This is a genomic window from Arthrobacter sp. E70, assembly GCF_058266945.1.
In genome coordinates this window covers 231,475-256,962 of the sequence record NZ_JBYQFR010000007.1, presented here as the reverse complement: position 1 = coordinate 256,962, position 25,488 = coordinate 231,475, and the positions used below count along the sequence as shown (strand labels likewise).

General features: G+C 66.6%; 22 protein-coding genes and 1 pseudogene. 15 read left to right on the top strand and 8 right to left on the bottom strand.

Annotated elements, in window-relative coordinates:
- Positions 1-89: 89 nt before the first annotated feature.
- Positions 90-989: an NAD(P)-dependent oxidoreductase gene (locus AC3IMC_RS11395; protein ID WP_490918663.1), complete on the bottom strand. Its 900-nt coding sequence runs from the start codon at positions 987-989 to the stop codon at positions 90-92.
- Between the two features lie 38 nt (positions 990-1,027).
- Positions 1,028-2,518, bottom strand: a complete 1,491-nt coding sequence (locus AC3IMC_RS11390) for a four-carbon acid sugar kinase family protein (protein WP_490918662.1) — start codon at positions 2,516-2,518, stop codon at positions 1,028-1,030.
- A 172-nt stretch (positions 2,519-2,690) separates the two neighbouring features.
- Between AC3IMC_RS11390 and AC3IMC_RS11385 the strand changes: the two genes are divergently transcribed.
- Entirely contained in the window at positions 2,691-3,395 is a 705-nt protein-coding gene (locus tag AC3IMC_RS11385) for a FadR/GntR family transcriptional regulator (protein WP_490918661.1), read from the top strand.
- Positions 3,396-3,510: 115 nt separating this feature from the next.
- Positions 3,511-3,723 carry a dodecin gene (locus tag AC3IMC_RS11380; RefSeq protein ID WP_461858153.1) on the top strand — a complete coding sequence of 71 codons (213 nt, stop codon included), beginning with the start codon at positions 3,511-3,513 and terminating at the stop codon, positions 3,721-3,723.
- Positions 3,724-3,844: 121 nt separating this feature from the next.
- Here the strand turns inward: AC3IMC_RS11380 and AC3IMC_RS11375 are convergent, their stop codons facing one another.
- Together AC3IMC_RS11375 and AC3IMC_RS11370 are read right to left on the bottom strand one after the other, a co-directional pair.
- The gene (locus tag AC3IMC_RS11375; protein WP_490918660.1) at positions 3,845-4,051 is read right to left on the bottom strand and encodes a hypothetical protein; all 207 of its coding nucleotides are present in this window, start codon (positions 4,049-4,051) and stop codon (positions 3,845-3,847) included.
- Between the two features lie 136 nt (positions 4,052-4,187).
- Complete coding sequence (locus AC3IMC_RS11370) at positions 4,188-5,087, bottom strand: helix-turn-helix transcriptional regulator (protein WP_490918659.1); 900 nt, start codon at positions 5,085-5,087, stop codon at positions 4,188-4,190.
- Between the two features lie 196 nt (positions 5,088-5,283).
- On the opposite strand from AC3IMC_RS11370, the gene AC3IMC_RS11365 reads away from it, so the two are divergent.
- The 10 genes from AC3IMC_RS11365 (at position 5,284) to AC3IMC_RS11320 (ending at position 15,910) form a co-directional block, all read left to right on the top strand.
- Positions 5,284-6,105: an aldo/keto reductase gene (locus tag AC3IMC_RS11365; protein WP_490918658.1), complete on the top strand. Its 822-nt coding sequence runs from the start codon at positions 5,284-5,286 to the stop codon at positions 6,103-6,105.
- 69 nt (positions 6,106-6,174) lie between these two features.
- Positions 6,175-7,146 (top strand): aldo/keto reductase, encoded by a 972-nt coding sequence (locus AC3IMC_RS11360; RefSeq protein ID WP_490918657.1) that lies wholly within the window; start codon positions 6,175-6,177, stop codon positions 7,144-7,146.
- Positions 7,140-8,165, top strand: coding sequence for an SDR family oxidoreductase (locus AC3IMC_RS11355; RefSeq protein ID WP_490918656.1), 1,026 nt, complete (start codon positions 7,140-7,142; stop codon positions 8,163-8,165). The genes AC3IMC_RS11360 and AC3IMC_RS11355 overlap by 7 nt, the downstream gene beginning before the upstream one ends.
- A 50-nt stretch (positions 8,166-8,215) precedes the next feature.
- The gene (locus tag AC3IMC_RS11350) at positions 8,216-8,947 is read left to right on the top strand and encodes a TetR family transcriptional regulator (RefSeq protein ID WP_490918655.1); all 732 of its coding nucleotides are present in this window, start codon (positions 8,216-8,218) and stop codon (positions 8,945-8,947) included.
- A 139-nt stretch (positions 8,948-9,086) separates the two neighbouring features.
- Positions 9,087-10,343 (top strand): acyl-CoA dehydrogenase family protein, encoded by a 1,257-nt coding sequence (locus tag AC3IMC_RS11345; RefSeq protein ID WP_490918654.1) that lies wholly within the window; start codon positions 9,087-9,089, stop codon positions 10,341-10,343.
- A gap of 37 nt (positions 10,344-10,380) precedes the next feature.
- On the top strand, positions 10,381-11,943 hold the full coding sequence (locus AC3IMC_RS11340) for a long-chain-fatty-acid--CoA ligase (protein WP_490918653.1): 1,563 nt from the start codon (positions 10,381-10,383) through the stop codon (positions 11,941-11,943).
- A gap of 38 nt (positions 11,944-11,981) precedes the next feature.
- Entirely contained in the window at positions 11,982-12,815 is an 834-nt protein-coding gene (locus tag AC3IMC_RS11335; protein ID WP_490918652.1) for an aldo/keto reductase, read from the top strand.
- 133 nt (positions 12,816-12,948) lie between these two features.
- Positions 12,949-13,215 carry a GlsB/YeaQ/YmgE family stress response membrane protein gene (locus AC3IMC_RS11330; RefSeq protein WP_221385279.1) on the top strand — a complete coding sequence of 89 codons (267 nt, stop codon included), beginning with the start codon at positions 12,949-12,951 and terminating at the stop codon, positions 13,213-13,215.
- Between the two features lie 125 nt (positions 13,216-13,340).
- Complete coding sequence (locus AC3IMC_RS11325; protein ID WP_490918651.1) at positions 13,341-13,766, top strand: YtxH domain-containing protein; 426 nt, start codon at positions 13,341-13,343, stop codon at positions 13,764-13,766.
- 251 nt (positions 13,767-14,017) lie between these two features.
- Positions 14,018-15,910, top strand: a complete 1,893-nt coding sequence (locus tag AC3IMC_RS11320; RefSeq protein WP_490918650.1) for an HNH endonuclease signature motif containing protein — start codon at positions 14,018-14,020, stop codon at positions 15,908-15,910.
- Between the two features lie 86 nt (positions 15,911-15,996).
- On the opposite strand, the pseudogene AC3IMC_RS11315 reads toward AC3IMC_RS11320, so the two are convergent.
- A pseudogene (locus AC3IMC_RS11315) lies at positions 15,997-16,153 on the bottom strand (IS256 family transposase); the annotation flags it as partial.
- Positions 16,154-16,323: 170 nt separating this feature from the next.
- Here AC3IMC_RS11315 and AC3IMC_RS11310 point away from each other — a divergent pair.
- Positions 16,324-16,833 carry a hypothetical protein gene (locus AC3IMC_RS11310; RefSeq protein ID WP_490918649.1) on the top strand — a complete coding sequence of 170 codons (510 nt, stop codon included), beginning with the start codon at positions 16,324-16,326 and terminating at the stop codon, positions 16,831-16,833.
- Between the two features lie 57 nt (positions 16,834-16,890).
- Here the strand turns inward: AC3IMC_RS11310 and AC3IMC_RS11305 are convergent, their stop codons facing one another.
- Positions 16,891-17,736, bottom strand: a complete 846-nt coding sequence (locus AC3IMC_RS11305; RefSeq protein WP_490918697.1) for a putative protein N(5)-glutamine methyltransferase — start codon at positions 17,734-17,736, stop codon at positions 16,891-16,893.
- Positions 17,737-18,058: 322 nt separating this feature from the next.
- On the opposite strand from AC3IMC_RS11305, the gene AC3IMC_RS11300 reads away from it, so the two are divergent.
- Positions 18,059-18,928: a lactonase family protein gene (locus AC3IMC_RS11300; protein ID WP_490918648.1), complete on the top strand. Its 870-nt coding sequence runs from the start codon at positions 18,059-18,061 to the stop codon at positions 18,926-18,928.
- Positions 18,929-19,174: 246 nt separating this feature from the next.
- The gene (locus AC3IMC_RS11295) at positions 19,175-22,237 is read left to right on the top strand and encodes an alpha-amylase family glycosyl hydrolase (protein WP_490918647.1); all 3,063 of its coding nucleotides are present in this window, start codon (positions 19,175-19,177) and stop codon (positions 22,235-22,237) included.
- A 79-nt stretch (positions 22,238-22,316) separates the two neighbouring features.
- On the opposite strand, the gene malQ is transcribed toward AC3IMC_RS11295, so the two are convergent.
- Both malQ and AC3IMC_RS11285 read right to left on the bottom strand, forming a co-directional pair.
- Positions 22,317-24,524 carry a 4-alpha-glucanotransferase gene (malQ, locus tag AC3IMC_RS11290; protein ID WP_490918646.1) on the bottom strand — a complete coding sequence of 736 codons (2,208 nt, stop codon included), beginning with the start codon at positions 24,522-24,524 and terminating at the stop codon, positions 22,317-22,319.
- A 185-nt stretch (positions 24,525-24,709) separates the two neighbouring features.
- Positions 24,710-25,444: a GAF and ANTAR domain-containing protein gene (locus AC3IMC_RS11285; RefSeq protein WP_490918645.1), complete on the bottom strand. Its 735-nt coding sequence runs from the start codon at positions 25,442-25,444 to the stop codon at positions 24,710-24,712.
- Between the last annotated feature and the right edge of the window lie 44 nt (positions 25,445-25,488).

Sequence of the window (25,488 nt, the reverse complement as noted above, 5' to 3'; positions counted from 1 at the left end):
CGCCGGCAACGCTGGGAGGTACGGCGACGGCGGAGGGGGGACCGCCGTCGTCGTACCTTCTGCGGGAAAAGGCTTTTTGGCGCGCTGGGTTACTTGGTGCGCTTGGCGGGCGCGACCACCTTGATCACTGCGGAGTCATCGGCGGCGGCGAGGCCCTGGGCCTGGCCCAGCAGGTAGAGCTGCTCGGCGGCCGCGGCAACGGGGGCAGCCAGGCCGGCGGCGCGGGTGGCCTTGCCGACGATGCCCATGTCCTTGACGAAGATGTCCAGGCGGGAGAGGACCTCGGCGCCGTCCTCGTTGTAGGCCTCCAGGATGCGCGGGCCGCGGTTGGACAGCATGAACGAGCCGGCGGCGCCTGCTTCGAGGGCGGCGAGGGTCTTGGCCTGGTCCAGTCCCAAAGCGTCCGCCAGGGCGAGGGCCTCGGCGGCGGCAGCGATGTGGACGCCGCAGAGGAGCTGGTTGACGGTCTTCAGGGCTTGGCCGTCGCCGGGGTTGTCTCCCACCACGGTGAGGGTGGAGGCCAGCAGGTCCAGGGCCGGCGCTGCCTTCCGGCGGGCTTCGGGGGAAGCGCCGACGACGATCAGCAGGTCGCCTTCGCCGGCGCGCTTGGGGCCGCCGGACAGCGGGGCGTCCACCAGGTCCACGCCGTATTCGGCCAGCTTGGCCACGGTGGCGGGGATGGCGTCAGTGCCCACGGTGCTGCCGAGGATGACGACGGCGCCCGGCTCGAGCACGGAAGCAACGCCGCTCTCGCCGAAGAGGACGTCATTGAGCTGCTCCCCGTTGCGGACGGCCAGGAGCACGGCGTCGGCGCCCTTTGCAGCCTCACGGGCCGTGGTGAAGGTGGTGATGCCGGCTTCTTCGGCGAGCTTAAGGCGGGGCTCGGCGATGTCGAAGCCGTGGACGGTCAGCTGCGAGGCCAGGCAGGTGGCCATGGGCAGGCCCATGGCGCCAAGGCCCAGGACGGTGACGGTGTAGTTGCTGGTCATGGTGTTTCTCCGTTGAATTCTTGCGGGGCTGGAGGGGATCAGAACATGCTGCTGAGTTTGCGGGTGACCTGGACGAGGGAGTCGTCATCGCCCACGTTGCCGGCGAAAACGATGTACGGGATGCCCTTGGCCGGCCCGTCCACCGGCTCCCACAGGCTGACGATGCCGGGCAGCATGGGGCCCCGGACAATGGCGTGGCGGATCTCCAGGCCGTGGGCTGCCACGTCGGAGGAGGTGATGCCGCCCTTGGCGATGACGAACCGCGGAGGGAAGGTCTTCAGGGTCCGGTTGACCACGTCGACGACGGCGGCCGAGACGGTCCGGGCGATCCGCAGGCTTTCGGCGGGGTCGCCGGTTTTGATCAGGAGGCGGCTGGTGTGGACGATGACGTCGCCCTCGCGAAGGGCTTCGACGACGGCGTCCACGGTCTGGTCCAGGTGGGCCTTGGCCTCCGGTTCGGCACCAAGGAGCTTTTCGACGTTGATCTCGATAATCCGGGCGGAGCTGTGTTCCGCGGTGAGGACGTTGAGCTGCCGCGTGGTGAGGCCAACGTGCGATCCCACCACGATCAGGCCGCCGGCCTCTGATGGGGTGTTGCCTTCGTAGGCTTCTTCGGCGGTCAGTGCGGTGCGGATTTCCTGGCCGATGCGCCCGCGGACGAACGGCGGCCCAACACGGTACAGCAGTTTCTTGCCGCGGCGCTCCGCTTCCTCAAGGCCCAAAGCCAGGGCGCGGAAGTCGTTCTCGGTGACGATGTCCGCCACGATGGGGGTGGAGTCGGTTGCTGGTTCGATGGCGTCGGCGATGGCCTTGGCGGAAATGGCAGGGTCCTGGGCTGAAGCGCCGGCCCGGATGATGTTCAGGTCCAGGACGATCACGGAATCTGCGGGAAACCGGCCCCGGGACTTCTCGGCAACGTACTCGGCCATGACGGAGGTGTTGAAGCCAAAGGTTGCATCTTTGGCGAACTCGGTTTCGGAGACCGGGACCAGGGTGCCCTGGGCGTCGCCGGTGCCACGCATGTAGTGGACACCGCCGATGGTGACACGGCCGGCGTCCGGAAAGGCCGGCACGATGACGACGCCGTCGGTTGTTGCGCCGCCGGCCTCGGCAACCGTGGCTGCGATGACATCCGGCTCCAGGGGGTAGTGGCCGCGGAGGGTGGAGTCGCTGCGGCTGACGAATCCCAGTCGCAGGCTGGAACCGGCGCCGGTGCCGGCCGCGGCAAGTGCGTTGCGGACCACTTCCTCATTGCGGGCCGCCGCCTCCGCCGGATCAAGGCTGCGGGTGTTGGTGAGGACGTACACGGCGGGCTTGCCCTGGCCAAAAGCCCACGCGAAGTCTTCCACTTCCCAACGGGTGAGCACGGGCAAATCCGCCACGGACTGCGTGCCGGTGGGGTCGTCGTCGAGCACTACCAGGACGCGGGGAACTTCCGCGTTGGAAGCGGCCAGCGCGGCGGCCACCAGCCCCGCAGGGATATCCAGTTCTGCCGGGTACGCGGCCAGAAGGTCTGCTTCATACGTCACAGTGCACTCCGTTGTGTTGCGATCCGGGACTCGGATCCTGATGTAAAGGTAGCTGTAAGATGTCTGACATCTTGCATTTGAATGTCAGTGTGGCATACGGCATAAAGACGCGCAAGTAGACTTGTCTGACATATCCGCCGGGCATGGGCCGGGAGCAGGAAGCGGGGGAAACATGGCAAGGAAATCGCTGGTCGGCATCGTGGCCGACGAGTTGCTGGACCGCATCATCGAAGGCGAGTTTCCGCCCGGCGCCACCGTGCCCGGCGAGCACGAGCTCAGCGCACGCCACGAAGTCAGCCGTATGACGGTACGTGAAGCGATGAAGACGCTGCAGGCCCAGCACATCCTGAGCGTGGAGCGGGGCCGGGGCACCTTCGTCAACCCGCTCAGCCGCTGGACCTCCCTGGAGGCAGTGCTTCGTGCCGCCTCCGAAGGCAAGAATGACGCCGATGCCTCCATCCAGCTCATCGAACTCCGGCGGATGCTCGAGACCGGGGCCTGCGAACTTGCCGCCGGGCGGATCTCGGAAGAGGACATCGGCTCCCTCTTCTCCCACGTCGCGGCCATGAAGGCGGCCCATAGCATCAATGACGTCGCTGCCTTCGTGGAAGCGGACCTGGCGTTCCACGACGTGATCCTCCGGGCCTCCGGCAATGTCTTCGTGTCCGTACTGTTCGAGCCGCTGCACCGGGTGCTGGAGAAGCGGCGTACCGAGACGTCGGCCGTTCCCACCATCCAGGAACACGCGATCGGCCATCACCAGAGCATCGCCGAAGCGCTGCAGTCGCGGGATGCGGCCAGGTCACGGGAAGCCATGGACGCGCACATGCAGCAGACCCTGGACGACCTGAAGAACCTGGTGCTGGAGGCCAGGTAATCCCTCCCCCGCGACGTGCTGCCGGGCCCAAGGGGTATGGCCAACCCTCCCGGAGTCCTACTAGGCTTCAGGGACGGCCCGCAACCGGGAGCATCGACGATCACGAGGAGCGAAGTTGTCCAACCACACGTACAGCATTTCTGAAATTGTCGGCACCTCCACCGAGGGCGTGGACGATGCCGTCCGCAACGGCATCGCAAAGGCATCCCAGACCCTGCGAAACCTTGACTGGTTCGAGGTCAAGGAGATCCGCGGGCACCTGGAAGAGGGCAAGATCGCGGACTGGCAGGTCACCATCAAGATCGGCTTCCGGCTCGAAGAGCACTGACCCGGCACCCTGAGCCACCACAAACACTGAGCCACCACAAACACTGAGCCACAAGAAAAACTGACCCGCAGCCAGCGCATCCAATGACGCCGGCTGCGGGTCAGTTCTGCCGAGGGGTGGCTTAGTTCGCCGTGCCCGGGCTCCGGCGGCGCCAGACGGTGGGGACGCCGTCGAACGTGGGAAATACGTGGCCTTCGAAGAAGGAGAGCACGGTGTGCGGATCAAGTTCCGGGCTCCACAGGCCCGACGCAGGGCAGTGCGAGCCGGTGGCAGTGGACGCGGCGCCGGCGGACGCCTGGCGCTCCTTCAGCAGGGCGATGCGTTTCATCGTTGAGACCATCCTTGGTGGCGGGAAGCTTGCTTCTCCAGCCTAGGAACGCGCGGTTACAGTACCAATGGGCGGCTGGCCAGAATTGGACACCCTCTCTGGACAAATGTACAGAAGGAGCACTCCAAGGGACGCGTTACTCCGCACCAGCACCATCGGCGACCGGGGCGGGCCGGCGCTCCATGGCCGTCCCGGGCGCCGCCCCGAGGCTTCCAAGGAGGGCCAGGGCGTCCGACGACGGCGACCCGGGCCGTGCGGAATACACCCGCAGCATCTGGTCGGGGTCCTCGGGAAGGACGAGGTTTTCAAAGTTCAGTTCAAGGTCGCCCACTGCCGGGTGGTGCAGCCGGACGGTGCCGGCCGAGCGGGTGGCCACGCGGTGGCCCGCCCACCACTGCCGGAAGTGCTCACTGTGCACCGCCAACTCCCCCACCAGCTGGTTCGCCTGGGGATCGTTGGGGTGGCGCCCCACGTCCAGGCGGAGGGAGCCCGCAGCTTCGGCAGCCACGGTCTTCCAGTCGCGGAAAAGTTCGCGCGCCGCGGGATCCAGGATTGTCCAGCGGGCAAGGTTCCGCTCGGCGGCCGGCAGCGCCGTGAAATCCGTGAACAGCAGGAAAGCCATCCGGTTGCCGGCAAGCACGTCACTGCGCCTGCCCAGCACCATGGCCGGGACGTCCCCCACCGCATCCAGGAGCTGGCGGAGTGCGGGGCGGACCCCCTGGGCCGCCGACGGGCCGGAATCCCGGGGAGAGCCCGCACAGTTTTCGAGCAGGTCCAGCATGTGTGCGTGCTCGCTGCTGTCCAGGCGCAACGCCCGGGCCACAGCGTCCAGGACCGTGCGCGAAGGGTGGATATTGCGGCCCTGCTCCAGCCGGACGTAGTAGTCGGTGCTGACACCCGCCAGCCGTGCCACCTCTTCCCGCCGCAGGCCCGGAACCCTCCGGGAACCGTTGGTGGGACCTGTCCCTGCCACCTCCGGACTCAGCCGTGACCGCATCGCTTTGAGGAATTTTCCGAACTCGGCGCTCTGACCCATGGTGTCCATTCTGCCTGCCGTACGGGCACTGCTCTACAACGAAGGTAGGACTGGCAGTCCTAGGAAAAACAGGATCAGCCTTGCCTGCTGACTTGGCGACCAAAAATGCATAGGCTCGGGAATGAGCTGGTGGAAACCGCTTTCTCCCTGTCGAGCATCCGGCACTGATTCCAACATCACCATTCAAGGAGCACCCATGTCAGAGCTGACACTCAACAACGGCGTCACCATCCCGCAACTGGGCTTCGGCGTTTTCCAGGTACCGCCGGAAGACACCCAGCGGACAGTGGAGGACGCCCTGGAAGCGGGCTACCGCCACATTGACACCGCGGCTGCCTACCGCAACGAGGCCGGGGTGGGGGCGGCGCTTGCCGCCACCGGCATCGCACGCGAGGACATCTTTATCACCACCAAGCTCCGCAACGGCGAGCAGGGCCGCGCGCAGGAGGCCTTCCAAAACAGCCGGAAGGCGCTGGGCCTGGACTTCATCGACCTCTATCTCATCCACTGGCCCGTGCCGTCGCAGGGCCTGTTCGTGCAGGCCTGGAAGGAGATGGAGCGGCTGTACGAAAACAAGGAGATCCGCGCCATCGGCGTCTCCAACTTCCTCTCAGACCACCTGGACACCCTGCTGGAGTCCGCCGAGACCGTCCCCGCCGTCAACCAGATCGAACTGCACCCCAGCTACCAGCAGGCGGACCTGGCGGCAAAGTGCCGTGGCCTCGGCATCGCCGTGGAAGCCTACAGCCCGCTGGGCCAGGGCGGGGACCTCAACGGAAATGCCGTCACCGCAATCGCCGCCGCCCACAACGCCTCCACGGCCCAGGTAGTGCTGGCCTGGCACCTGGCCCAGGGAAACATCGTCATCCCCAAGTCGGCGAACCCTGACCGGATCCGGGAAAACTTCGCGGCATCGTCCCTGACGCTGTCCGAGGACGAACTGGCCGCCATCACCGCGCTGGAATCCGGCGCCCGCATCGGTTCCGATCCCGCCGTCGCCTCCTTCACCCAGATGTAAATCCCGACAGGCTCCGCCGGCCGCGCAGGCCAACCCCAGCCGCAGGCTCCCCGAAAGGAACCCCTTGCCATGCAGTACACCCACCTGGGCCGCTCCGGCCTGAAAGTCTCACGCCTCTGCCTGGGCACCATGAACTTTGGTCCCCAGACGGAGGAGGCGGACGCGCACAGCATCATGGACTCGGCCCACGAATCCGGCATCAACTTCTTCGACACCGCCAACGTGTACGGCGGCGCCGGGCACCGCGGCTGGACCGAGGAAATCATTGGGCGCTGGTTCGCCAAGGGCGGCGAGCGCCGGGAGCATACCGTGCTGGCCACCAAGCTCTACGGCACCATGACGGACCGGCCCAACGAATCCAAGCTCTCCGCGCTGAACATCCGGCGGGCGCTGGATGCCAGCCTCAAGCGGCTGCAAACCGACTACATCGACGTCTACCAGTTCCACCACATCGACCGGGACACCCCCTGGGACGAGATCTGGCAGGCCGTCGAAGTGGCGGTCCAGCAGGGCAAGATCCTGTACTCGGGCAGCAGCAACTTCGCCGGCTGGCACATTGCCCAGGCGCAGGAAGCTGCCCGCCGCCGGAACTACACCGGCCTGGTCAGCGAGCAGTCCATCTACAACCTGTTCATGCGCCAGGTTGAGCTTGAGGTCATCCCGGCCGCACAGCAATACGGGTTAGGCCTGATCCCGTGGTCTCCCCTGCAGGGCGGACTTCTGGGCGGGGTGCTGAAGAAGGAGCGCGAAGGCGTGCGCCGCACCGAAGGGCGGGCCGCGGAGACCCTGAAGAAGCACCAGGACCAGATCCGCCAGTACGAGGATTTCGCGGACGAACTGGGACACGAGCCCGGGGACATCGCCCTGGCCTGGCTCCTGCACCAGCCCGCGGTAACCGCCCCGATCGTTGGTCCCAGGACGCAGGAACAGCTGGATGCGGCCATCCGCGCCCTGGACGTCAGTCTCGACGCCGATGCCCTCAAGCGGCTGGACGACATCTTCCCTGGACACCGTACGGCGCCGGAGGACTACGCGTGGTAACCCCGCCCGAGGCCGGGGATACGGTGGCACCGAGGAGCATCCTTTTTATCGGCGGGACCGGGGTCATCAGCGCGGCGGCGGCAGAACGCGCCGTCGCGCTGGGCCACCGGCTGACCATCCTGAACCGGGGACAGTCCACCAGGCCCGTCCCCGATGGCGCGGAAGTCCTGCACGCGGACATCCGCGATGCGGCGGCGGTCCGCGACGTGCTGGGCGGGAGGACGTTCGACGCCGTCGCGGACTTCATCTCGTACACCCCGGACCAAGCGCAAACCAGCATGGACCTGTTCAGGGACAGGGCCGGGCAGTACGTCTTCATCAGCTCGGCGTCCGCGTACCAGAAACCGCCCACCCGGCTGCCGATCCTGGAATCCACCCCGCTGAAGAACCCCTTCTGGCAGTATTCCCGGGACAAGATCGCGTGCGAGGAACTGCTCTTCCGCGCCTACCGGGAGCAGGACTTTCCATTGACGGTGGTGCGGCCGTCACACACCTACGACCGCACCAAGATCGCCATGGTCGGCGGCTGGACGGATGTCCACCGGATGCGCGCCGGGCTCCCGGTCATGGTCCACGGGGATGGCACCTCGTTGTGGACCCTGACGCACAGCCGCGACTTTGCCAAGGCTTTCGTGGGGTTGCTCGGCCGGCCGCAGGCTGTGGGCGAGAGCTTCACCATCACCTCCGACGAGTACCTGCCGTGGAACCAGATCTACCGGCTCTTCGCGCGGGCGGCGGGCGTGCCGGAACCGGAGCTGGTGCATGTGGCGTCCGAAACCATCGCCGCACACGACCAGGAACTGGGCTCCAACCTCCTGGGCGACCGGTCCCATTCGGTGGTCTTTGACAACACCAAGATCAAATCGCTGGTCCCGGGCTACACCGCCTCCATCCCGTTCGCTGACGGCGCCCGCGAAATTATCCAGTGGTTCGACAGCCACCCGGAACTTCAGCAGGTGAACGAGGACTACATGCAGCTTTCGGACAAGCTGACCGGCTGGGCCCGCAGGGGCGCCTGAGGAAGGGGCCGCCGGGGAGGAGCCCTGCCTGTGTGCTAAATTTCGTCTGCATGACCGCCAACGCCGAGAGCCGCCATGCAGACGAACCGGTCGCCGCCGCAATCGGGCTGCTGGCGCGCCAGGGTTTCGATGCCACATCCGTGGAAGGGCTGGCAGAGGCCGCGGGAATGAGCCGCAGCACCTTCTTCCGGAAGTTCGGGTCGAAAGAGGACGTGGTCTTCGCAGACCATGAGCGGATCCTCGGCCAAGTGAACACCCTGCTGGCGGATGCCGCGCAGGACCCCCTGGCAGCGGTTTGCGACGCGGCACTGCTGGTCTTCAACCACCACCTGCGGAATCCGGAGACCTCCCGGGCGAGGTACCGGCTCCTGCAGGCGGTACCGGCCCTCCGGGACCGCGAACTGGTGACCTCCCACCGGTACGAGCGGGCATTCCTGCGCCACGTGATGGACGTGCTGCCCGACGGCGGCGCGCACGAACACACGGCAGTCGCCTTCGCGGCGTCAGTGGTCGCCGTGCACAACGCCTTCCTCCGGGAGTGGCTCCGCTCCGGCCCTGAAGCGTCGGACGACGCCGCGGCCGGAACCACTGATGCCGCTCCCGGCGACCGGCAAAGGGCTGCCTCCCTGGCCACCGAGCTCCACGCCTTGTCCCGGATGTTCCGCCCGGTCCTGCTTGGCCAGGGGCGCGCACCCCAGCCGCCCACCGTCGTCGTGACCGTGCTGGCGGACGCAGCGGACAAGGAGGCCATTGCCCAGGCGGTCCGGGACGCACTCCCCTGAGTGTTCCTTGAACCGCGCGTGGCACTCAGTGCCTTGACGTGGAACTGCGTTTCAGTGCATCCTTGACCGGTGTGGTCCCAGCCACACCTTCAATCGCGGTTAGTGCCCACGGTTCACCGCAGATCCAGAGGATGCAGATATGACGACGACGTCTCCCGGCCTGGGTGTGGCCGAGACCAGCTTTCCGGACGGGTTTCCCGCCGGAACCATGGAACCGCACTATGTGGTGACCGAGGCGCTGGGCACCGATCCAGCCTCCGTCTTTGCCGGCATTCGCGGTGAGGACCGCGCTTACTGGGACCGGGCACGCGCTTTCGTCCAGGACGACGTCCTCCCTGTCATCGACGGCTATTGGGAACGCGGCGAGTATCCGCTTCACCTGCTGGAGCGGCTCGGCCAGCAGGACCTGCTGCGTGACGGCGTAACGGTGGACGGGTTCGCCCCGATGAGCAGCATGGCCGCCGGGCTAGTAAACATGGAAATCAGCCGCGGGGACGGCTCCGTGGCCACCATGATCGCCGTCCAGGGCGGCCTGGCCCTCCGGTCGATCGCCGAATGTGGCTCCGCGGCCCAGAAAGAACGCTGGCTGCCCGCGGTCGCCAGCGGAAAGGAATACGCAGCCTTCGCCCTGACCGAGCCCACCCACGGCTCGGACTCGGTGGCGCTGGAATCCACAGCAACCCGGACGGACGGCGGCTTCCTGCTCAACGGTGAGAAGAAATGGATCGGCAACGGATCCGTGGGCGGCGTCACCGTGGTGTGGGCGCGCGGCGAAGACGGCCAGGTGCACGGCTACCTGGTCCCCCAGGATTCCCCCGGCTACACCGCCGCGAAGATCGAGGGGAAGCTGGCCCTGCGCGCCATCTGGCAGGCGCATATCCGGCTCGAGAACGTCTTTGTTCCGGATGCGAACGTCCTTCCCGGGGCGCGCACCTTCAAGGACACAGCGCGCGTGCTGCTGGCGACGCGCCTGGGCGTGGCCTGGTCCGCCGTCGGGCATGCCACCGCCTGCTACGAAACCGCCGTCCAGTACGCCAGGCAGCGCCGCCAGTTTGGCAGGCCGCTGGCTGCCTCCCAGATCGTGCAGGAGCGGTTGGCCCGGATGCTCAGCGAGCTGGCCACCATGCAGTTGATGGTGGTCCAGATGACGCGGCTGGACGAGGCCGGGGCACTCACCCCCGAGCAGGCGTCGCTGGCGAAGTACACCTGCACCCGCATCGCCAGGGGCATCGCCTCCAATGCCCGCGACCTGCTGGGCGGTAACGGCATCCTGCTGGCAAACCGCGTGGCACGGCACCTCGCCGACATCGAAGCGATCCACACTTATGAAGGCACCGAGACGATGCAGGCCCTCATCATCGGCCGCGGAATCACCGGCACGTCTGCCTTCGCCTGAGCCCCCAAGAATGCACCTCCCACCAAAGAAGCAGGCCATGACCCACAACAACTCCGCCGAGGGATTCGCAACGATTTCCGTCGCCGCCGTCCTGGCTGAATCCGCCCGCAGGACGCCGGACAGCATCGCCCTCGTGGCCGGCGGGGACGAGGTCAGCTACAGGGACCTGTGGCACCAGGCCCGCGCCTACGCGGGAGCGCTGCGCGCGCGTGACATCGGCCCGGGTGACGCCGTCGCCGTCCTGATTCCCAACGTTCCGGACTTCGCCCGGGTCTACTACGCCATCCTGTCCCTGGGTGCCATCGTGGTTCCGGTTCACGCCCTGCTCAAGGCCCGTGAAATCGAGTACGTCCTCCGGGACAGCGGCGCCCGGCTGCTGGTGTGCGCGGCGCCGCTGCTGGCGGAGGGAGCGGCCGGTGCGGAAGAGGCCAGTGTCGACGTACTGACGGTCATGGCTTCGGACGACGGCGGGTTTCCCCGGCTTGAAGCCGAGGCTGCCGGCGCCGAGCCGATCCGCACCTACGAGCCATGCCGCCCTTCGGCCACCGCAACAATCCTCTACACCTCCGGCACCACCGGCCAGCCGAAGGGTGCACTGGGCACCCACTTCGCCCTGGTGGAACAGACGTCGGTGCTGCTGACCAGCGTGATGGACTTCCGGCCCGGCGACGTCCTGTTCGGCGGCCTGCCGCTCTTCCACACCTTTGGCCAGACGGTGGTCCTCAATACCGGATTGCGGGCCGGCGCCACCATCGTGCTGATGCCGCGCTTCAACGGCCAGGACGCCCTGAAGCTGCTGGCCCGGCACAACGTGAACATCTTCCTCGGAGTGCCCACGATGTACGTGGCGCTGCTGGAGGCAGCGAAGACGGTGCCCGACCGGCCCGCCGCCCTGCGTTACGGCATCTCCGGCGGAGCTTCCCTTCCGCTGGCAGTGATGGACAAGTTCCGCGACGTTTTCGGCGTGGAGATCCACGAGGGCTACGGGTTGACGGAGACCTCCCCGGTTGCCGCCTTCAACCATGTGGGCACGCCGCCGCGGCCGGGAACCATCGGAGTACCGATCTGGGGCGTCGACATTGACATTGCCCGGCCCGAGGTGGTGGAGCGCATCGAACTGCTGCCCAACGGCGAGCTTGGCGAGCTCGTCATCCGCGGGCACCTGCTGATGAAGGGTTACCTCAACCGGCCGGAGGCTACGGCTGAGGCAGTGGTGGACGGATGGTTCCGCAGCGGTGACCTCGGGACAAAGGACGACGACGGCTACCTCACCATCGTCGACCGAAAGAAGGACATGATTATCCGGAACGGATTCAACGTGTATCCCCGGGAGGTGGAGGAAGTCCTGCTCACCCACCCACAGGTGGTCAGCGCCGCCGTCTACGGAATTCCGCATGATGTCCATGGCCAGGAGATCGAGGCGGCCATTGTGCTGGACGCCGGGGCCACCGTTTCCGAAGCCGAATTGATCTACTTTGCCAGCTCACAGCTCGCCGCATACAAGTACCCGAGGGTGGTCAGGCTCCTCTCCGAACTCCCGCTGGGGCCGAGCGGAAAGATCCTGAAGCGGAAACTGGCTGAGGATTCCAGCGGCAGCTAGGGGTGGACCCCGGTGCACCGGCCCGGAAGACTGTTCGCATGACACTTGCACCGCTCATCGAACTCAATGACGGCCACAGCATCCCGCAGCTGGGCCTTGGCACCTGGCCGCTGGACGACGACCAGGTGGCGACCGCCGTCGTACAAGCCCTCGAAGCCGGGTACCGGCACATCGATACCGCCGTGAAGTACGGCAACGAGCGGGGCGTGGGGAACGGCATCCGGGCCAGCGGCCTGGACCGCAGCGAGCTCTTCGTCACCACCAAGCTGGACGGCGAATTCCAGGGCCACGACCGCGCCGTTGCCGGCTTGGAGGGGTCCCTGGAGCGCCTGGGGCTGGACTACGTGGACCTGCTGCTGATCCACTGGCCGCTTCCGGGCCGGGATCAGTACATCTCCACCTGGCAGACGTTCGAGCGGCTCCAGGCGGAGGGGAAAGTCCGGTCGATCGGGGTGTCCAACTTCAAGCCCGCCCACCTGGAGCGACTGATGGCGGAAACGGACGTGGTGCCTGCGGTCAACCAGGTCCAGCTAAGCCCGGCGGTCACCCGGGAGACGGAGCGGGAATTCCACGCAAAGCATGGAATTGTCACGGAATCCTACAGCCCCCTGGGTGGCTCCGGAGCCGGGCTGCTCAGCGCTCCAATTCTTTCCCAGCTGGCGGAAAAACACGGCAAAACACCGGCGCAACTGGTCCTGCGGTGGCATATACAAAACGGATTGGTAACGATTCCCAAGAGTGCTTCTCCCGAGCGCATGAGGGAGAATCTGGAGGTGTTCGATTTCGCCCTGGATCGGCAGGATCTAGCGGAACTTGCGGTCCTCGACGAGGGTCCCGGGGCGGGCAATGATTCGGACCGTACGGGACACTAAGGCATCCTTGAACTGGGCTTTTTTCCTCAAACGGGGTTGGCAAACAGATAGTAAGCATGATTACTATTGAGCCAGAAGGATGAAGTGCCTCCGGAACATGGGGGCCTCCTTTACCTAGGAAGAGAGCGAAAAAATGGGATTTATTGCATTTCTGATTCTCGGACTTATTGCCGGTGCGATCGCTAAGGCGATCCTCCCGGGCAGGCAGGGTGGCGGCTGGTTCATCACCCTGATCCTGGGCGTCGTTGGCGCCATCCTCGGCGGCTGGCTGGGTGGAATGATCTTCGGCAGCGGACTGCAGGAGTTCTTCTCGATCCAGACCTGGCTGCTGGCGATCGTCGGCTCGCTGATCGTGCTCGCCATCTACGGCATGGTCACCAAGCGCAGCGTTCGCGGATAACTGCTCGGGCATTGCCAGGAAACCGGCCTGGGGACACCATTCCCCAGGCCGGTTTCCATTTCTCCGGCTAGGCACCAGGTGCCCCGGCCACAACTGACAACCTTCTCGCGGAGCAGGAGTTCATGATGAAAAACAAGCTTCTTTTGGGTGTTGGCATCGCCGCTGGCTACGTCCTCGGTTCGCGGTCCGGCCGTGCGGCATATGACAAGCTGAAGGCCCGTGCCGCCAGCGTTTGGGACAGCAAGCCGGTTCAGGACAAAGTAGCTGTGGCCACAGGTGCCATCAAGGAGAAGGCGCCCGAGGTTGCAGACCAGCTGGGTGAGGCGGCGCGCAGGGCAGGCACCGTGATCGGCTCCGCAATGCACCGCGACGGCTCGACCGGCCCCGGGAAAACCTCCGGTCCCACCGGCGCTGGCGCCGGGACGGGCGGAACAGCCGGGACGGGTGGAACAGCCGGCACGGGCGAGCTGGGCGAGGACCACATCCCCGCGCACAGCACCCACCCGGAAACCACCAACCTGGGTACCGCAGACGGGACCAGCAAGGCCTGATTACCGTCACAGTGCTGAATATGACGCCTGCCCTGTCTGTGACAACAGGCTGGTGCAGGCCGTGTGTTACAACTTGATACCTTGCTGGCCGCCGCGATCCTTGGGGGACGCGGCGGCCAGCAGTATTTAGGCCAGCAGTATTTAAGGGGCAGCTGCAGCACTTGAGGGACGCAGCACCGCCCGGGTGCGGGTTTTCCACATACGGGCTTTCGTGGGTCCTCAATGTCAGTGGCGGCTGGCAGAGTTGGGCTATGGAGGCTATTGGGGAACAGCTCAAGGAGGCGTACGACGCCGGCGCCCGGCCGCCGCGGCTCCCCCGCCTTCAGGCCGTCCCCGGCGGCGCGGCGAAGGACAGTGCGGCGAGAGACACTGCGGCAAGAGACAGCGCGGCAAAAGACAGCGCGGCCGCTGCTCAGCTCGATGGCCTGCGTGCGCAGCTCGCGGCGGCGGCCCTCGCCGCTCCCAGCTTTCTGGCAGGGGCAAGCTACGTTGAGGCGGCCCAATACGCTGCCCATGTGGAAGAGCTCGCACGGAGCGTGGACTGCTTGCAGATTATCTCGGCCGGCACCGTGGACCGGACCCGCGGGCAGGCTATCGCCGAGGCCGCCACAGCCGGACGCAGGCGTCACGGAATGAGCGGTTGGAACACCAACGGCGTGGAAACCTTGAACGGTACGCATGACGTCACCGAAACGGACACCAGCTGGCCCAGCGGTTCGAGCCGCCCAGCCCTGACCTCGCCGGCCGACGACGGTTGCAGGAACACCGCGGAGTTCCTCCGGACCTGCCTTCGGATCCCCATTCGGGACGCCCGCCGCCGCCTCACCCTCGCGCACCACACCCTGCCCGGCGCTGCCCTCACCGGTGAACCAACACCGCCCGTCCGCGAACACCTCGCCGCCGCACTTGCCCCCGCCTCGGAGCTGCGTCCACATGACGGCGGCCCGGCAAGCTTGAGGGTGGAAGCCCCGGCTGTGTCTTCTCAGTCCGCGACGATCATCACCGCCACCCTGGACCGGCTCCAGCACCACGCCTCTCCGGAGGTCCTGGACCGGGTCGAACAGCATCTCACTGCCGAGGCCGCCACCAGCGACCCCGATTTCCTCGCCCGCCTGGCGCAGCGCTGGGCGGACACCATCGATGCCGACGGCACTGAACCCACCGAAGAAGCTCTCCGCCAGACCCAGGGCGCCTTCATCCGCAAACCCCGCCACGGCCTGCACCACGTCGAGATCTTTGCCACCACCGATCAATACGAACACCTGCTGACCGTCATGAACACGGCCACCAACCCCCGCACGTCCGTACCCGGCAACCCAGGCGGGGGCGATGCCAACACTGGCAACCACCCGGAAGCAGATCCAGGAACAAGTCCCGGACCAGCACCCGAGTCCGACGGGATGGACCTGGACAGGCGCACCCGCCCCCAGAAGCAACTCGACGGCATCGTCACCGCAGTGAAAGCCGCTTTGGCCACCAATACCCTGCCAACGACCGGTGGCAACCGGCCCCAAATCATCGCCACCATCGACTACCAAGACCTCTTCCCCGATGCTCGCAGCACGGCAGCCACCAGCGCCGGTGGCGATGCGGGCGGGACATCGCGGACCATGTCCCGTCCACGGTCACACACAGGCCAAGGGGTCGACATGCCGGCACTTGCCGGGACAGCCGCAGGGACCGGGCCCCGGACAGGGACAGGGACGGGATCCTTTGTGTTCACCGGACCGGTCGCGGCCGCTACCCTGCGGAAAGTCGCCTGCGACGCAGACATCATCCCCGCCCTCCTGGGCACCCATGGCGAAATCCTCGACCTCGGTCGAAAAGCCCGCCTCTTCAGCCCGGCCCAGCGCCTCGCCATCACGGCGCGCGACCAAGGCTGCGCTTTCCCCAACTGCACTATCCCTGCACCCTGGTGCGAGGCCCACCACATCACCTACTGGTCACAAGGCGGAACCACCAGTACCAACAACGGCGTCCTGCTCTGTAGCCACCATCATCACCTCATCCACAAGGAACAGTGGAGCATCAGCACCACCCAAGGCACACCAACTTTCATTCCTCCGCCCCACATCGATCCCGCCCGAAAACCCCGGCAAAACCACTACTTCAAACCTCCGCCACCGCCCACCAAGCGGGAGTGAGTACGGCCAGGCTTACAAGCTGGGACTGTCCGATAAACGGTGTGGAGTCCGGCCGGTTTTCATTATTGAGTGGTTTTTTCGAACCGCTAGAAGGTAATCGCGAAGCCGTTTAGGGCAGGCTTCCACGTCATTACCCGGAGTGCCCTTCCGCCGACGGTGAGATCAAGGGATGTTGTGTCCAGGTAAAACATTTCAGGGCAGCCGTTTCGTTCGGAAAGTGCCGCGGGCCCTCACCGCCCTTCGGCGGGGAATGGGCCCGGCTCTGGCGCGAGCGACGTGCCGGCCCAGTGGCGGCGGAGGGCAATCGGCACGGCCTAGACTCACAGCCCATGGGGACCGGGGGAATAGTTAAGGACGCCTTATACGCGGCCGTACGGCGCCGACTGGAGGTCGCATGCCTGGCGCTTGCGGCCATGGCTGCCGTTGCGCATCTTTGCGGACTGCTTTTAGTTATCGGCGGGACCGTGCTGACGTTCTGGGCTGTCAGTGGCATCATGCTCGCCGTTTCGGTGGTGCTCCGCATGGTGTCGTGGCGAGCAGCCCGCCGCACCACTGCGCCTCCGATTGCGGCGCGTGTTCGTCTGCTGCGCAGCATCCTCAGCTGTGGCGTGGTCCTCGTCTGCATGGGCGCTGCGTTTGCCGACCTGAGCGCCAGCTACCGGCTCTTGGATCCTCCTGGCGGGAACGGCTGCCGCGCGGTGGTGCGGGAGCATTCGTTCCTCTTCGCCGGCGGCGGCACTGTGTACGGAGTCGGCTTCGGCGGAATCGGAACCCGGGCACGTTCCTGGATCACCGATGACGGCTATGAACCAGTAGCCGACGGCTCCTACACGCTGCGGTGGGACGGCGACACGGGTGTGCTGAGCCTTGTCGGAGGTGTTGACCCCGTCTGGCCTGCCGTCCACACCATTCCGTGCAATTGACCCCGTGCAGTTGACCAGAGGAACCCCGGGGCCGAAGCTGGAGCGCACGTCGCGCCTCTACAGGTAAGTTGCGGCAGGCCCAGCGACCGTTCCGACAACCGCGGTTCCGTCAAGTTCCTCTGACCGGACCGTCCTTACACCAAACCCTTCTGCCACCAGGATTGCGGCGGTCCCGGCAGCCTGGCGCTCGCTCGTTTCGATGAGCAAACGGCCTCCAGGTGCGAGCCATTCGGTAGCCTCGGCAGCAAGCCGCCGATGGAAGTCCAGACCGTCCGGCCCGCCGTCCAGCGAGAGAGCAGGCTCGTACAGGCGCGCCTCGGGTGGCATGGTTCGGATGGCCTCTGTCGGCACATAGGGCGCGTTGACGGCGAGCAATTGGACCCGTCCACGCAGCCCCGGCGGGAGGGCACGGAACAGGTCGCCCTCGTGCACATGTCCTCCCAATGGCTCAATATTCCGTCGCGCGCACGCAACGGCCGCAGGGTCGACGTCGGCGGCGTGGAGTTCCACTCCCGGCAATCGCTGCAGGATGGCAGCTCCCACGGCCCCTGATCCACAGCAAAGGTCCACAACAGCCGGGGCCGGCGGGACCACGCAGGCTGACAACACGGCCACAGCTTCATGGACCAGCAGTTCGGTACGCCGCCTTGGCACGAACACTCCGGCCTCAACCACGATCCTCCGGCCTGCAAATTCCGCCCAGCCCAGGATGTATTCGAGTGGAACCCCTCCAACCCGGCGCCGGACGTTGTCGGCCAGTTCCGCAGGATCGGCAGCTTCAGCCTGCAGGAGACTGGCTTCTTCCTCGGCGAACACACAGCCGGCAGAACGCAGCTGCGAGACGATCCGGGAATAGAGCAATGGCTCGGGCGGAACCGCAGCTGCGGGCGTAGCGGAGGGCATGGGCGGCGGGAACGGCATGGACGGCGCGGAGGGCGTGGGCGCGGCCGGACGTGTGGACAGAAAGCGCGCCGTGGGGCGAGCCGGGGCAGGTGACGATTCAGTGGATTGCATAACAGCGCCTTTCGATGGGCCGCCGGGCACCCTCAGGCTGCTTAAACCACGCTCTCCGGACGGCAGCGGGAGGAAGTACCAGGGATTGACGATGCGGTAATCGGGCCCACCTCCTTCTGCCGTTGCTGGAAAGCCCATGCTAACTTCCGCCGGCGCAAACAGGAATGGCTGATGAGCAGGAATGCGCAGTCTTTATTGGCAGGATGTGAGCATGACATCCCGTATCAGCGACCACCTTTTGTGGATCGGCACTTACACCCCGGATGGCGGCGGCCGTGCCGACGGTATCGGTGCAGTCCGGGCACATCAGGACGGCAGGCTCGAATGGCTGGGCACGGCAACCAAGGCCCAGTCGCCGTCGTTCCTTGCCGCCCATCCCACCCTGCCCATTGTTTACGCGGCAGCCGAACAGGGCCGGACAGTACAGGCCTACCGCCGGACCGGAGACTTTGGCCTGGAACCCTTCGGCGAACCGCAGCAGGCCGGTGACGCCACCTGCCACGTTGCCGTCGATCCCGGCGCGCGCTTCCTGGTGGCCAGTTGCTGGGGTGATGGCCAGGTCCTCCTGTACGAACTGGATGCCGTAGGTGGCATGACTGGGCGGTTCCCCGCCGCGCCATCGGTTGACCCGCATGCCGGCCTGGCCCCGGGCGGGCCCCGGCAAAGCCGGGCCCATGCCAGCTTGATGCTGCAGGATGGCCGCGTCATGACCACCGACCTCGGCCATGATGTTCTCCGGATCTGGAACTATGTGCCGGGCACCGGTCTGGTGGCGGACCATGAAGTAGTGCTGCCATCCGGCTGTGGACCGCGGCACCTGGTGGAGCATCCCAGCGGCAACGTCTTTGTGGTCTCCGAATATTCGGTGGAGGTCTTCGTGGTCCGGCCCGAGGCGGGCACCTACGAACTGATCTTCCGCGGACCTGCCACCGCCGGCGGCAGCCAGGACGGAGACTCCGCCGCGGAGATCTGCCTGGGCGGGGACGCCACGTTCGCGCTCGACCCGGCCACAGGTCTTCCCGGGCCGGTGCTGCACAACCTCCGGACGCCTTCGCCAACCGCGCTGATACCGGCCATTTAGGGCAGCCCTGCCACAGCGAGACACCTTCCCTAAACACTGGAGTAATCCAGTGCAAGCGCTTACAGTTGTGACTTGGTTCACAAGACAGCATGCTGCCCTTCGAACCCTCCTGCCGCATCCCGACATCAACGGCAAGCCTGTACAGCAGCGCTGCTTCCCAGGAAGGTCTCACCCTTGTTATTCCGCACCCCTCCCGGCGCGCCCCCACGCGCCCAGCTGCCGGCCAGGCCGGCAGGAACACGTCCTGTGCCCTCGCGCCTCATCCCAAGCCGTGCCGCAGTCCGTTCGGCGGCCGGCCTCGTGGCAGCCGCCGTGGCCGTCTCCACTGTCGTCCTCCCTGCCGCCGCCGCGCCGGACCCCAAGGGTCCCGGTTCGACGGATCCGGCAGCCGCGGCAGCACTGCACTCACTGCGCGGCCCCGTGACGGATGAGAACTTCTACTTCGTCATGGCGGACCGCTTCGACAACGGCAGCACCGCCAACGACCAGGGCGGCTTGGGCACCGACCCGATGGTCTCCGGCTTCGACCCCACCAGGAAGGGCTTCTACAACGGCGGCGACCTTGCCGGCCTGCGGGAGAAGATCGACTACATCCAGGGCCTGGGCACCACCTCCATCTGGCTGACCCCAAGCTTCAAGAACAAGGCGGTCCAGCCGGCGGACAAGTCGGCCGGCTACCACGGTTACTGGGTTACCGACTTCACGCAGATCGACCCGCACCTGGGCACCAACGACGAGCTCAAGGCCCTCATCGACGAGGCCCATGCCCGCGGCATGAAGGTCTATTTCGACATCATCACCAACCACACCGCGGACGTCATCGGGTACCAGGAGGGCGCGCGCAAGGGCTACGTGTCGAAGGATGCCGTCCCCTACAAGACTGCATCAGGCCAGGCGTTCGATGACCGCGACTACGCCGGCACGGGTACGTTCCCGCAGCTGGACGTGAACACGTCCTTCCCCTATAAACCCGTCCCGGCACCGGGCGAGGAGAACCTCAAGGTTCCCGCCTGGCTGAACGACCCCACCCTGTACCACAACCGTGGCGATACCACCTTCACCGGCGAGGACTCCATGTACGGGGACTTCTTCGGCCTCGATGACCTCTTCACCGAACACCCCACCGTGGTCAAAGGCATGGAGGACATCTACAAGTCCTGGATTGGCAACTTCGGCGTGGACGGCTTCCGCATCGACACCATGAAGCACGTCAACAACGAGTTCTGGCAGGAGTTCGGCCCCAACGTCCTGGCGTACGCCAAGGAGCACGGCAAGGACGAGTTCTTCATGTTCGGCGAAGTCTTCGACACCACCAAGAGCTTCACCTCGCAGTTCACCACGCGCAACAAGATGCAGGCAGTCCTGGACTTCCCCTTCCAGGACGCCGCCCGCAACTTCGCTTCAAAGAGCCAGGCCGCGCAATCGCTGCAGGCCTTCTTTGCCGGTGATGACTGGTACACCGATGCCGATTCCAACGTCTATGAACTGCCCACCTTCCTGGGCAACCACGACATGGGCCGCATCGGCAGTTTCATCGCCCAGGACAACCCAGGGGCAACCGACGCCGAGAAGGTGGCACGCGACGAACTGGCCCATGAGCTGATGTACTTCTCCCGCGGCAACCCCGTGGTCTACTATGGCGACGAACAGGGCTTTACCGGCCCCGGCGGCGACCAGGACGCACGCCAGACCCTCTTCGCCAGCAAGGTTCCGGACTACCTGGACGACGACCTGCTGGGCACGGACGCCACCCACGCCACGGACAACTTCAACCCAGGGCACCCGCTGTACGCAAAGATCCGCGAACTGGCTGCCCTCACCAAGGAGCACCCGGCGCTGCGGAACGGTGCCCACCAGCACCGCTACGCCGCGGAGGGGGCCGGCATCTACGCGTTCTCCCGCACGGACGCCAAGGACCAGCGCGAGTACGTCGTAGCACTGAACAACAGCGGCCAGGCCCAGAACGCGGCAATCCCCACCTACATCGGCAAGCGCAGCTACACGCGCATCTACGGCGAGGGCCCCGACGAGGTCAAGACGTCCGAGGACGCCAGACTGACCGTGACCGTCCCGCCGCTCTCCGCCGTCGTCTATGAATCGTCAGGCCGGATTCCGCACTCCAAGGAAGCTCCCGCCGTCGCCCTCCAGCAGCCGGGGGCGGCAGCCGGCGACAACGGGCGCATCAACGTGGCGGCCGACGTCGACGGTGCTTCGTTCTACGAGGTCACCTTCGAAGCAAGGACAGCAGGCGGGGACTGGAAGCCGATCGGCACGGATGACACCGCGCCCTACCAGGTGTTCCACGATGTGGCCGCGCTGGATGCAGGCACCCCGATGGAATACCGGGCCACCGTGCTGGACAACGGCGGGCATACCGCCACCAGCCAGAGCCGTACGGCAAGCGTTCCCGCGCCTGTCCTGATCCTCCAGAAACCCGTGGAAGGCAGCAGCGTGAAGGGCAAGGTGGAACTCAGCGCCACCGCGGATCCGGAGAAGTCCAGCCATGTGGTGTCGTTCGAGCGCAGCGTGGACGGCGGAGCGTGGACCGGCGTGGGCACGGATGACTCTTCGCCCGTGTACTCGGCCACCGACGACGTGTCCGCCCTGGCAGACGGCACCGCCGTCCGGTACCGGGCAGCCATGACCGGCCCTGGTTTCAACGTCACCAGCGGGATCCGGACGGTCACCGTGGGAGAGGCCCCGCAGCCTGACTCGGTGGCGGTGGCCGGAAGCCTCAACCAGGCGATGGGTTGCGGCGCGCAGTGGGATCCGTCCTGCGGCAAGGCGCAGATGGTGCTCGACCCGGCGGACCGGATCTGGCGGCTGACCGTGGACCTTCCGGCGGGGCAGTACGAATACAAGGCCGCGCTCAACGGCGGCTGGGAGGAGAACTACGGTGCCGACGGCCAGCTCAACGGCCAGAACATCGTCCTGGACCACCCGGGTGGCAAGGTGACTTTCCGCTACGACAACAGCACCCATCTCCTCAGCACGGTGTACGCGTCGCAGCAGCCAAAGGCGGTGGCCGCAGCCGGCAGCATGGACAGCGAACTGGGCTGCGCCTCGGACTGGGAACCCGCCTGTGACCAGGCACAGCTCACGCTGGACCCGGCGGACCTCGTGTGGAAGCTGACCGTGCCTGACCTGGCAGCGGGAAGCTACGAGTTCAAGGCGGCCCTCAACCGCGCATGGGACGTCAGCTACGGGGCAGGAGGAGCTTCCCCCGGCGCCAATATCGTGTTTGAGCACGACGGCGGCCCGGTCACCTTCCGGTACGACCACTTCACACACGTCATCACTGCCAGCTAGGGACAAGAACGCCAGCAACGCGGCCCGCCAAGGCGGCGGGCCGCGTTGCTGGTGTGCCGCGTTGCTGTGCCAGGCCCCGTTATTGGCCGTGCATGGCACCCTCCACCGCCGCGAGCAGCGCGTTGAACCGCCCGTTGGCGGGTAGGTCGTCGAGGTAAACGGGCTTGCCGTCCGGGCCTCCCAGGGGGACCTGCCAGTTCGGATAAAGGGCCTCGGTGGTTCCGGGCTGGTTCTGGACCCGCCGCTCCCCCACCGCGTCCACCAGCGCCACGCCCAGCAGCACCGACGGCGCCTGCGCCAGCAGCAGGTGCAGGGCTTCGATGGTGTGTTCCTCCCCACCGGCAGGCCCAGACCCTCCGGGCAGGTAACCGCGCTCGCGCAGGAGGGCGAACATCTTCTCCAGGGAAGCATTGTGCTCGGCGCGCTCTTCCGCTTCGGACCGTTCCAGCAGGCCCAACCGGCTCCGCAGTGCGACGTGGTCCCCGGCGAGGTAGCCGGCGGTGGGCGGCAGGTCGTGGGTGTTGACGCTGGCGAGCGCCTGCGTGCGGTACTTCTCCGGCGCGAGCGGCGAATCGTCGTCGTACTCAAACCACAGGATGGACGTCCCCAGGATGCCGCGCGCGGCAAGGTAGTCCCGCACCCACGGCTCGAAGGTGCCCAGGTCCTCCCCGATGACCACGGCGCCGGCGCGGTGCGCCTCGAGGGCGAGGATGCCGATCAGGGCCTCGTGGTCGTAGCGGACGTAGGCGCCGTCGCCGGGGGCGTTCCCGGCGGGGATCCACCAGAGCCGGAACAGGCCCAGGATGTGGTCCACGCGGATGCCGCCGGCGTGCCGCAGCACCGTGGCCAGCATGTCGCGGAACGGTGCATAGCCGGCCTCGGCCAGGCGGGTGGGGTGCCATGGCGGCTGTCCCCAGTCCTGGCCCTGCTGGTTGTACATGTCCGGCGGCGCGCCCACGCTGGTGGCCGGGGCCAGCACGCTGCGCAGCGTCCAGGCGTCGGCGCTGCTGTGGTCAACCCCCACTGCGAGGTCGTGCACCACGCCAAGGCGCATCCCGGAGCGCAGTGCGGCGTGCTGGGCGTATTCGAGCTGCTCGTCGCAGATCCACTGCAGCCACCGGTGGAACCCGATCCGGTCCGCCAGCTTCTCCCGGAGCGCCTCCGCCTCCCGGGTGCCAATCGCGCAGGCAGGGTCGGTCCACAGCGGATCGCCAGGGGCAAGGTCTTCACGGATGGCGGACCACAGCGCAAAGTCATCCAGCCCCTGGCCGGAAATCCGGCAGAACTCGTCGAAGGCGGCTTGGCGGGCCGGGGAACGGCGGGTGTGGTAGAGCATCTCCAGCGCCTGGAGCTTCGCCGCATAGACGGCGTCCCGGTCCAGCCGTTCACCCTCCTTGTTCAGCACCGCGACCTCGGCATGCAGCTTCTCCAGCGCGGCCCGCTTGCGCGGCCGGAGATAGGCGAGCTCGGGTACTGCCTCGATCCGGATGTACAAAGGGTTGAAGAACCGGCGCGTGGAGGGCGAGTAGGGGGACGGCTGGACCGGGGGAACCGGCTCCGCGGCGTGCAGCGGGTTAACCAGCACGTAGTCGGCGCCGCGCGCCCCGCTGATGGCTGCCAGGTCCGCAAGGTCGGCGAAATCCCCGATGCCCCACGACCGCTTGGAACGGACCGAGTACAGCTGCGTGGCGAGCCCCCAGCCCCGGCGGTCCTCCAGCGGTTTGGCTGTTTCCAACCGCGCCGGTGTCACCACCAGGGCGGCGGTGGCTGCGGCACCCTCAGACTCCGCGTGCAGGGTGTGCCAGCCCAACGGGAGGTCCTGCGGAAGGGAAAAAGTGGCTCTTCCGGTGGAGATGCCGTCGACCTCCCGGGGCTGCACCCAGACGTCCTGCTGGACTGCCTCCCGTGATCCCGCTCCCCCTTCGAGGGTGACCGTCAGGCTGGCGGTGGCCCCGTCCCGCACATGGACCGGCACCTGCGCCGGCTCACCCTGCTGGATGACGACGGCGGGCGGCAGCATCCGCCGCCACGGCGCCAGTTCCGCCTCCGCCAGGGCTGCCTCGATCTGGCCGTTGGTGCGTGCCTCGACGCCCAGGGCGGCCAGCACCTTGACCAGCGTCTCCTCCGCCACCGAGTGGGGCAGTCCGTCCCAGCCCTGGAAGGAGGTGCCCACCCCGTGCGCGTCGGCCAGCTGCTGCAACAGATGCGGATCCACGGGCTCATGGGCGGCAGGAGGGTCTGCGGGCACTTCCGGTCGTGATGCGTGCTGCTGATCTGTTGCCGTCATGGGTGTCCGCCTCGTTCGTCTGTGATGGTCCCGAAACTTACAGTGCTGCCTTGTGCACCGGACGCTTACACCCCAGTGAACAGCCGTTGGATCAGATTATTGCAGGGTGGCGCCGGGGCGAAACCACGGGCCGGGCCCGGCGGGTGCGGCCGCGTGTCGTAGGTGCTTCAGCCGGTACGGACGGTTCAGGGATCAAAGTGCGTGTTCACCGTTCCGTTGCTGACCCGGCCGAGAACGTCACCGGCCAGGTCCCGCAGTTTCTGGTTCCGGTGGCTCGACGCCTTGGTCAGCAGGGCCATCGCTTCCTCCTGGGTGCACCGGTTCTGCGCCATGATCACGCCGCAGGCAAGGTCTATCGTGGTGCGGCTCTGCATGGCGGCCCGAAGATCGTCCGCCAGGTTCTGGGCGTCCGCGATCCTCAGTGCCAGCCGCAGCGCACGGCCGGCCAGATGCGCGAACCCTTCGGCCCGGGTGATCACCGCCGGGGCATAGACGTTCGGCTCCGAGGAAAAGAAGTTCAGTGCTGCGGACTGGTTCTCGTCCAGGGCCAGCGGAACGCCCAGCACGCTGCGGCACCCGTTGTCGGCCAGCACTTTCTGGTACTCCGGCCAGCGGGTGTCAGTGGCCACGTCCCCCAGGACCACCGGCGTCATGCTTTCCAAGGAGGCAATGCAGGGCCCGTCACCAAGGGCCTGTTCCAGCTTGTCCAGCATCGCGGCGCGTTCGCTGCTGCCCGCGATGGTGGCGGTGCGTTTGCGCCGGCGAAGGGTCACCCCGCACTCGATAAACACGCCCGCGGCGTCGCTGAGCGTGGATGCCGCCACGATGGACAGCTCCGTCAGGAACCCGCCCACGTTCGTGCTGCCGATAATCAGGTCGTGCAGTTGGACGAACTCGTCGTCGCTACCGGGGGTGGCCATGCCTCAATATAAGCGAGATCCCCTGCCCGGCGCGCCTAATATGG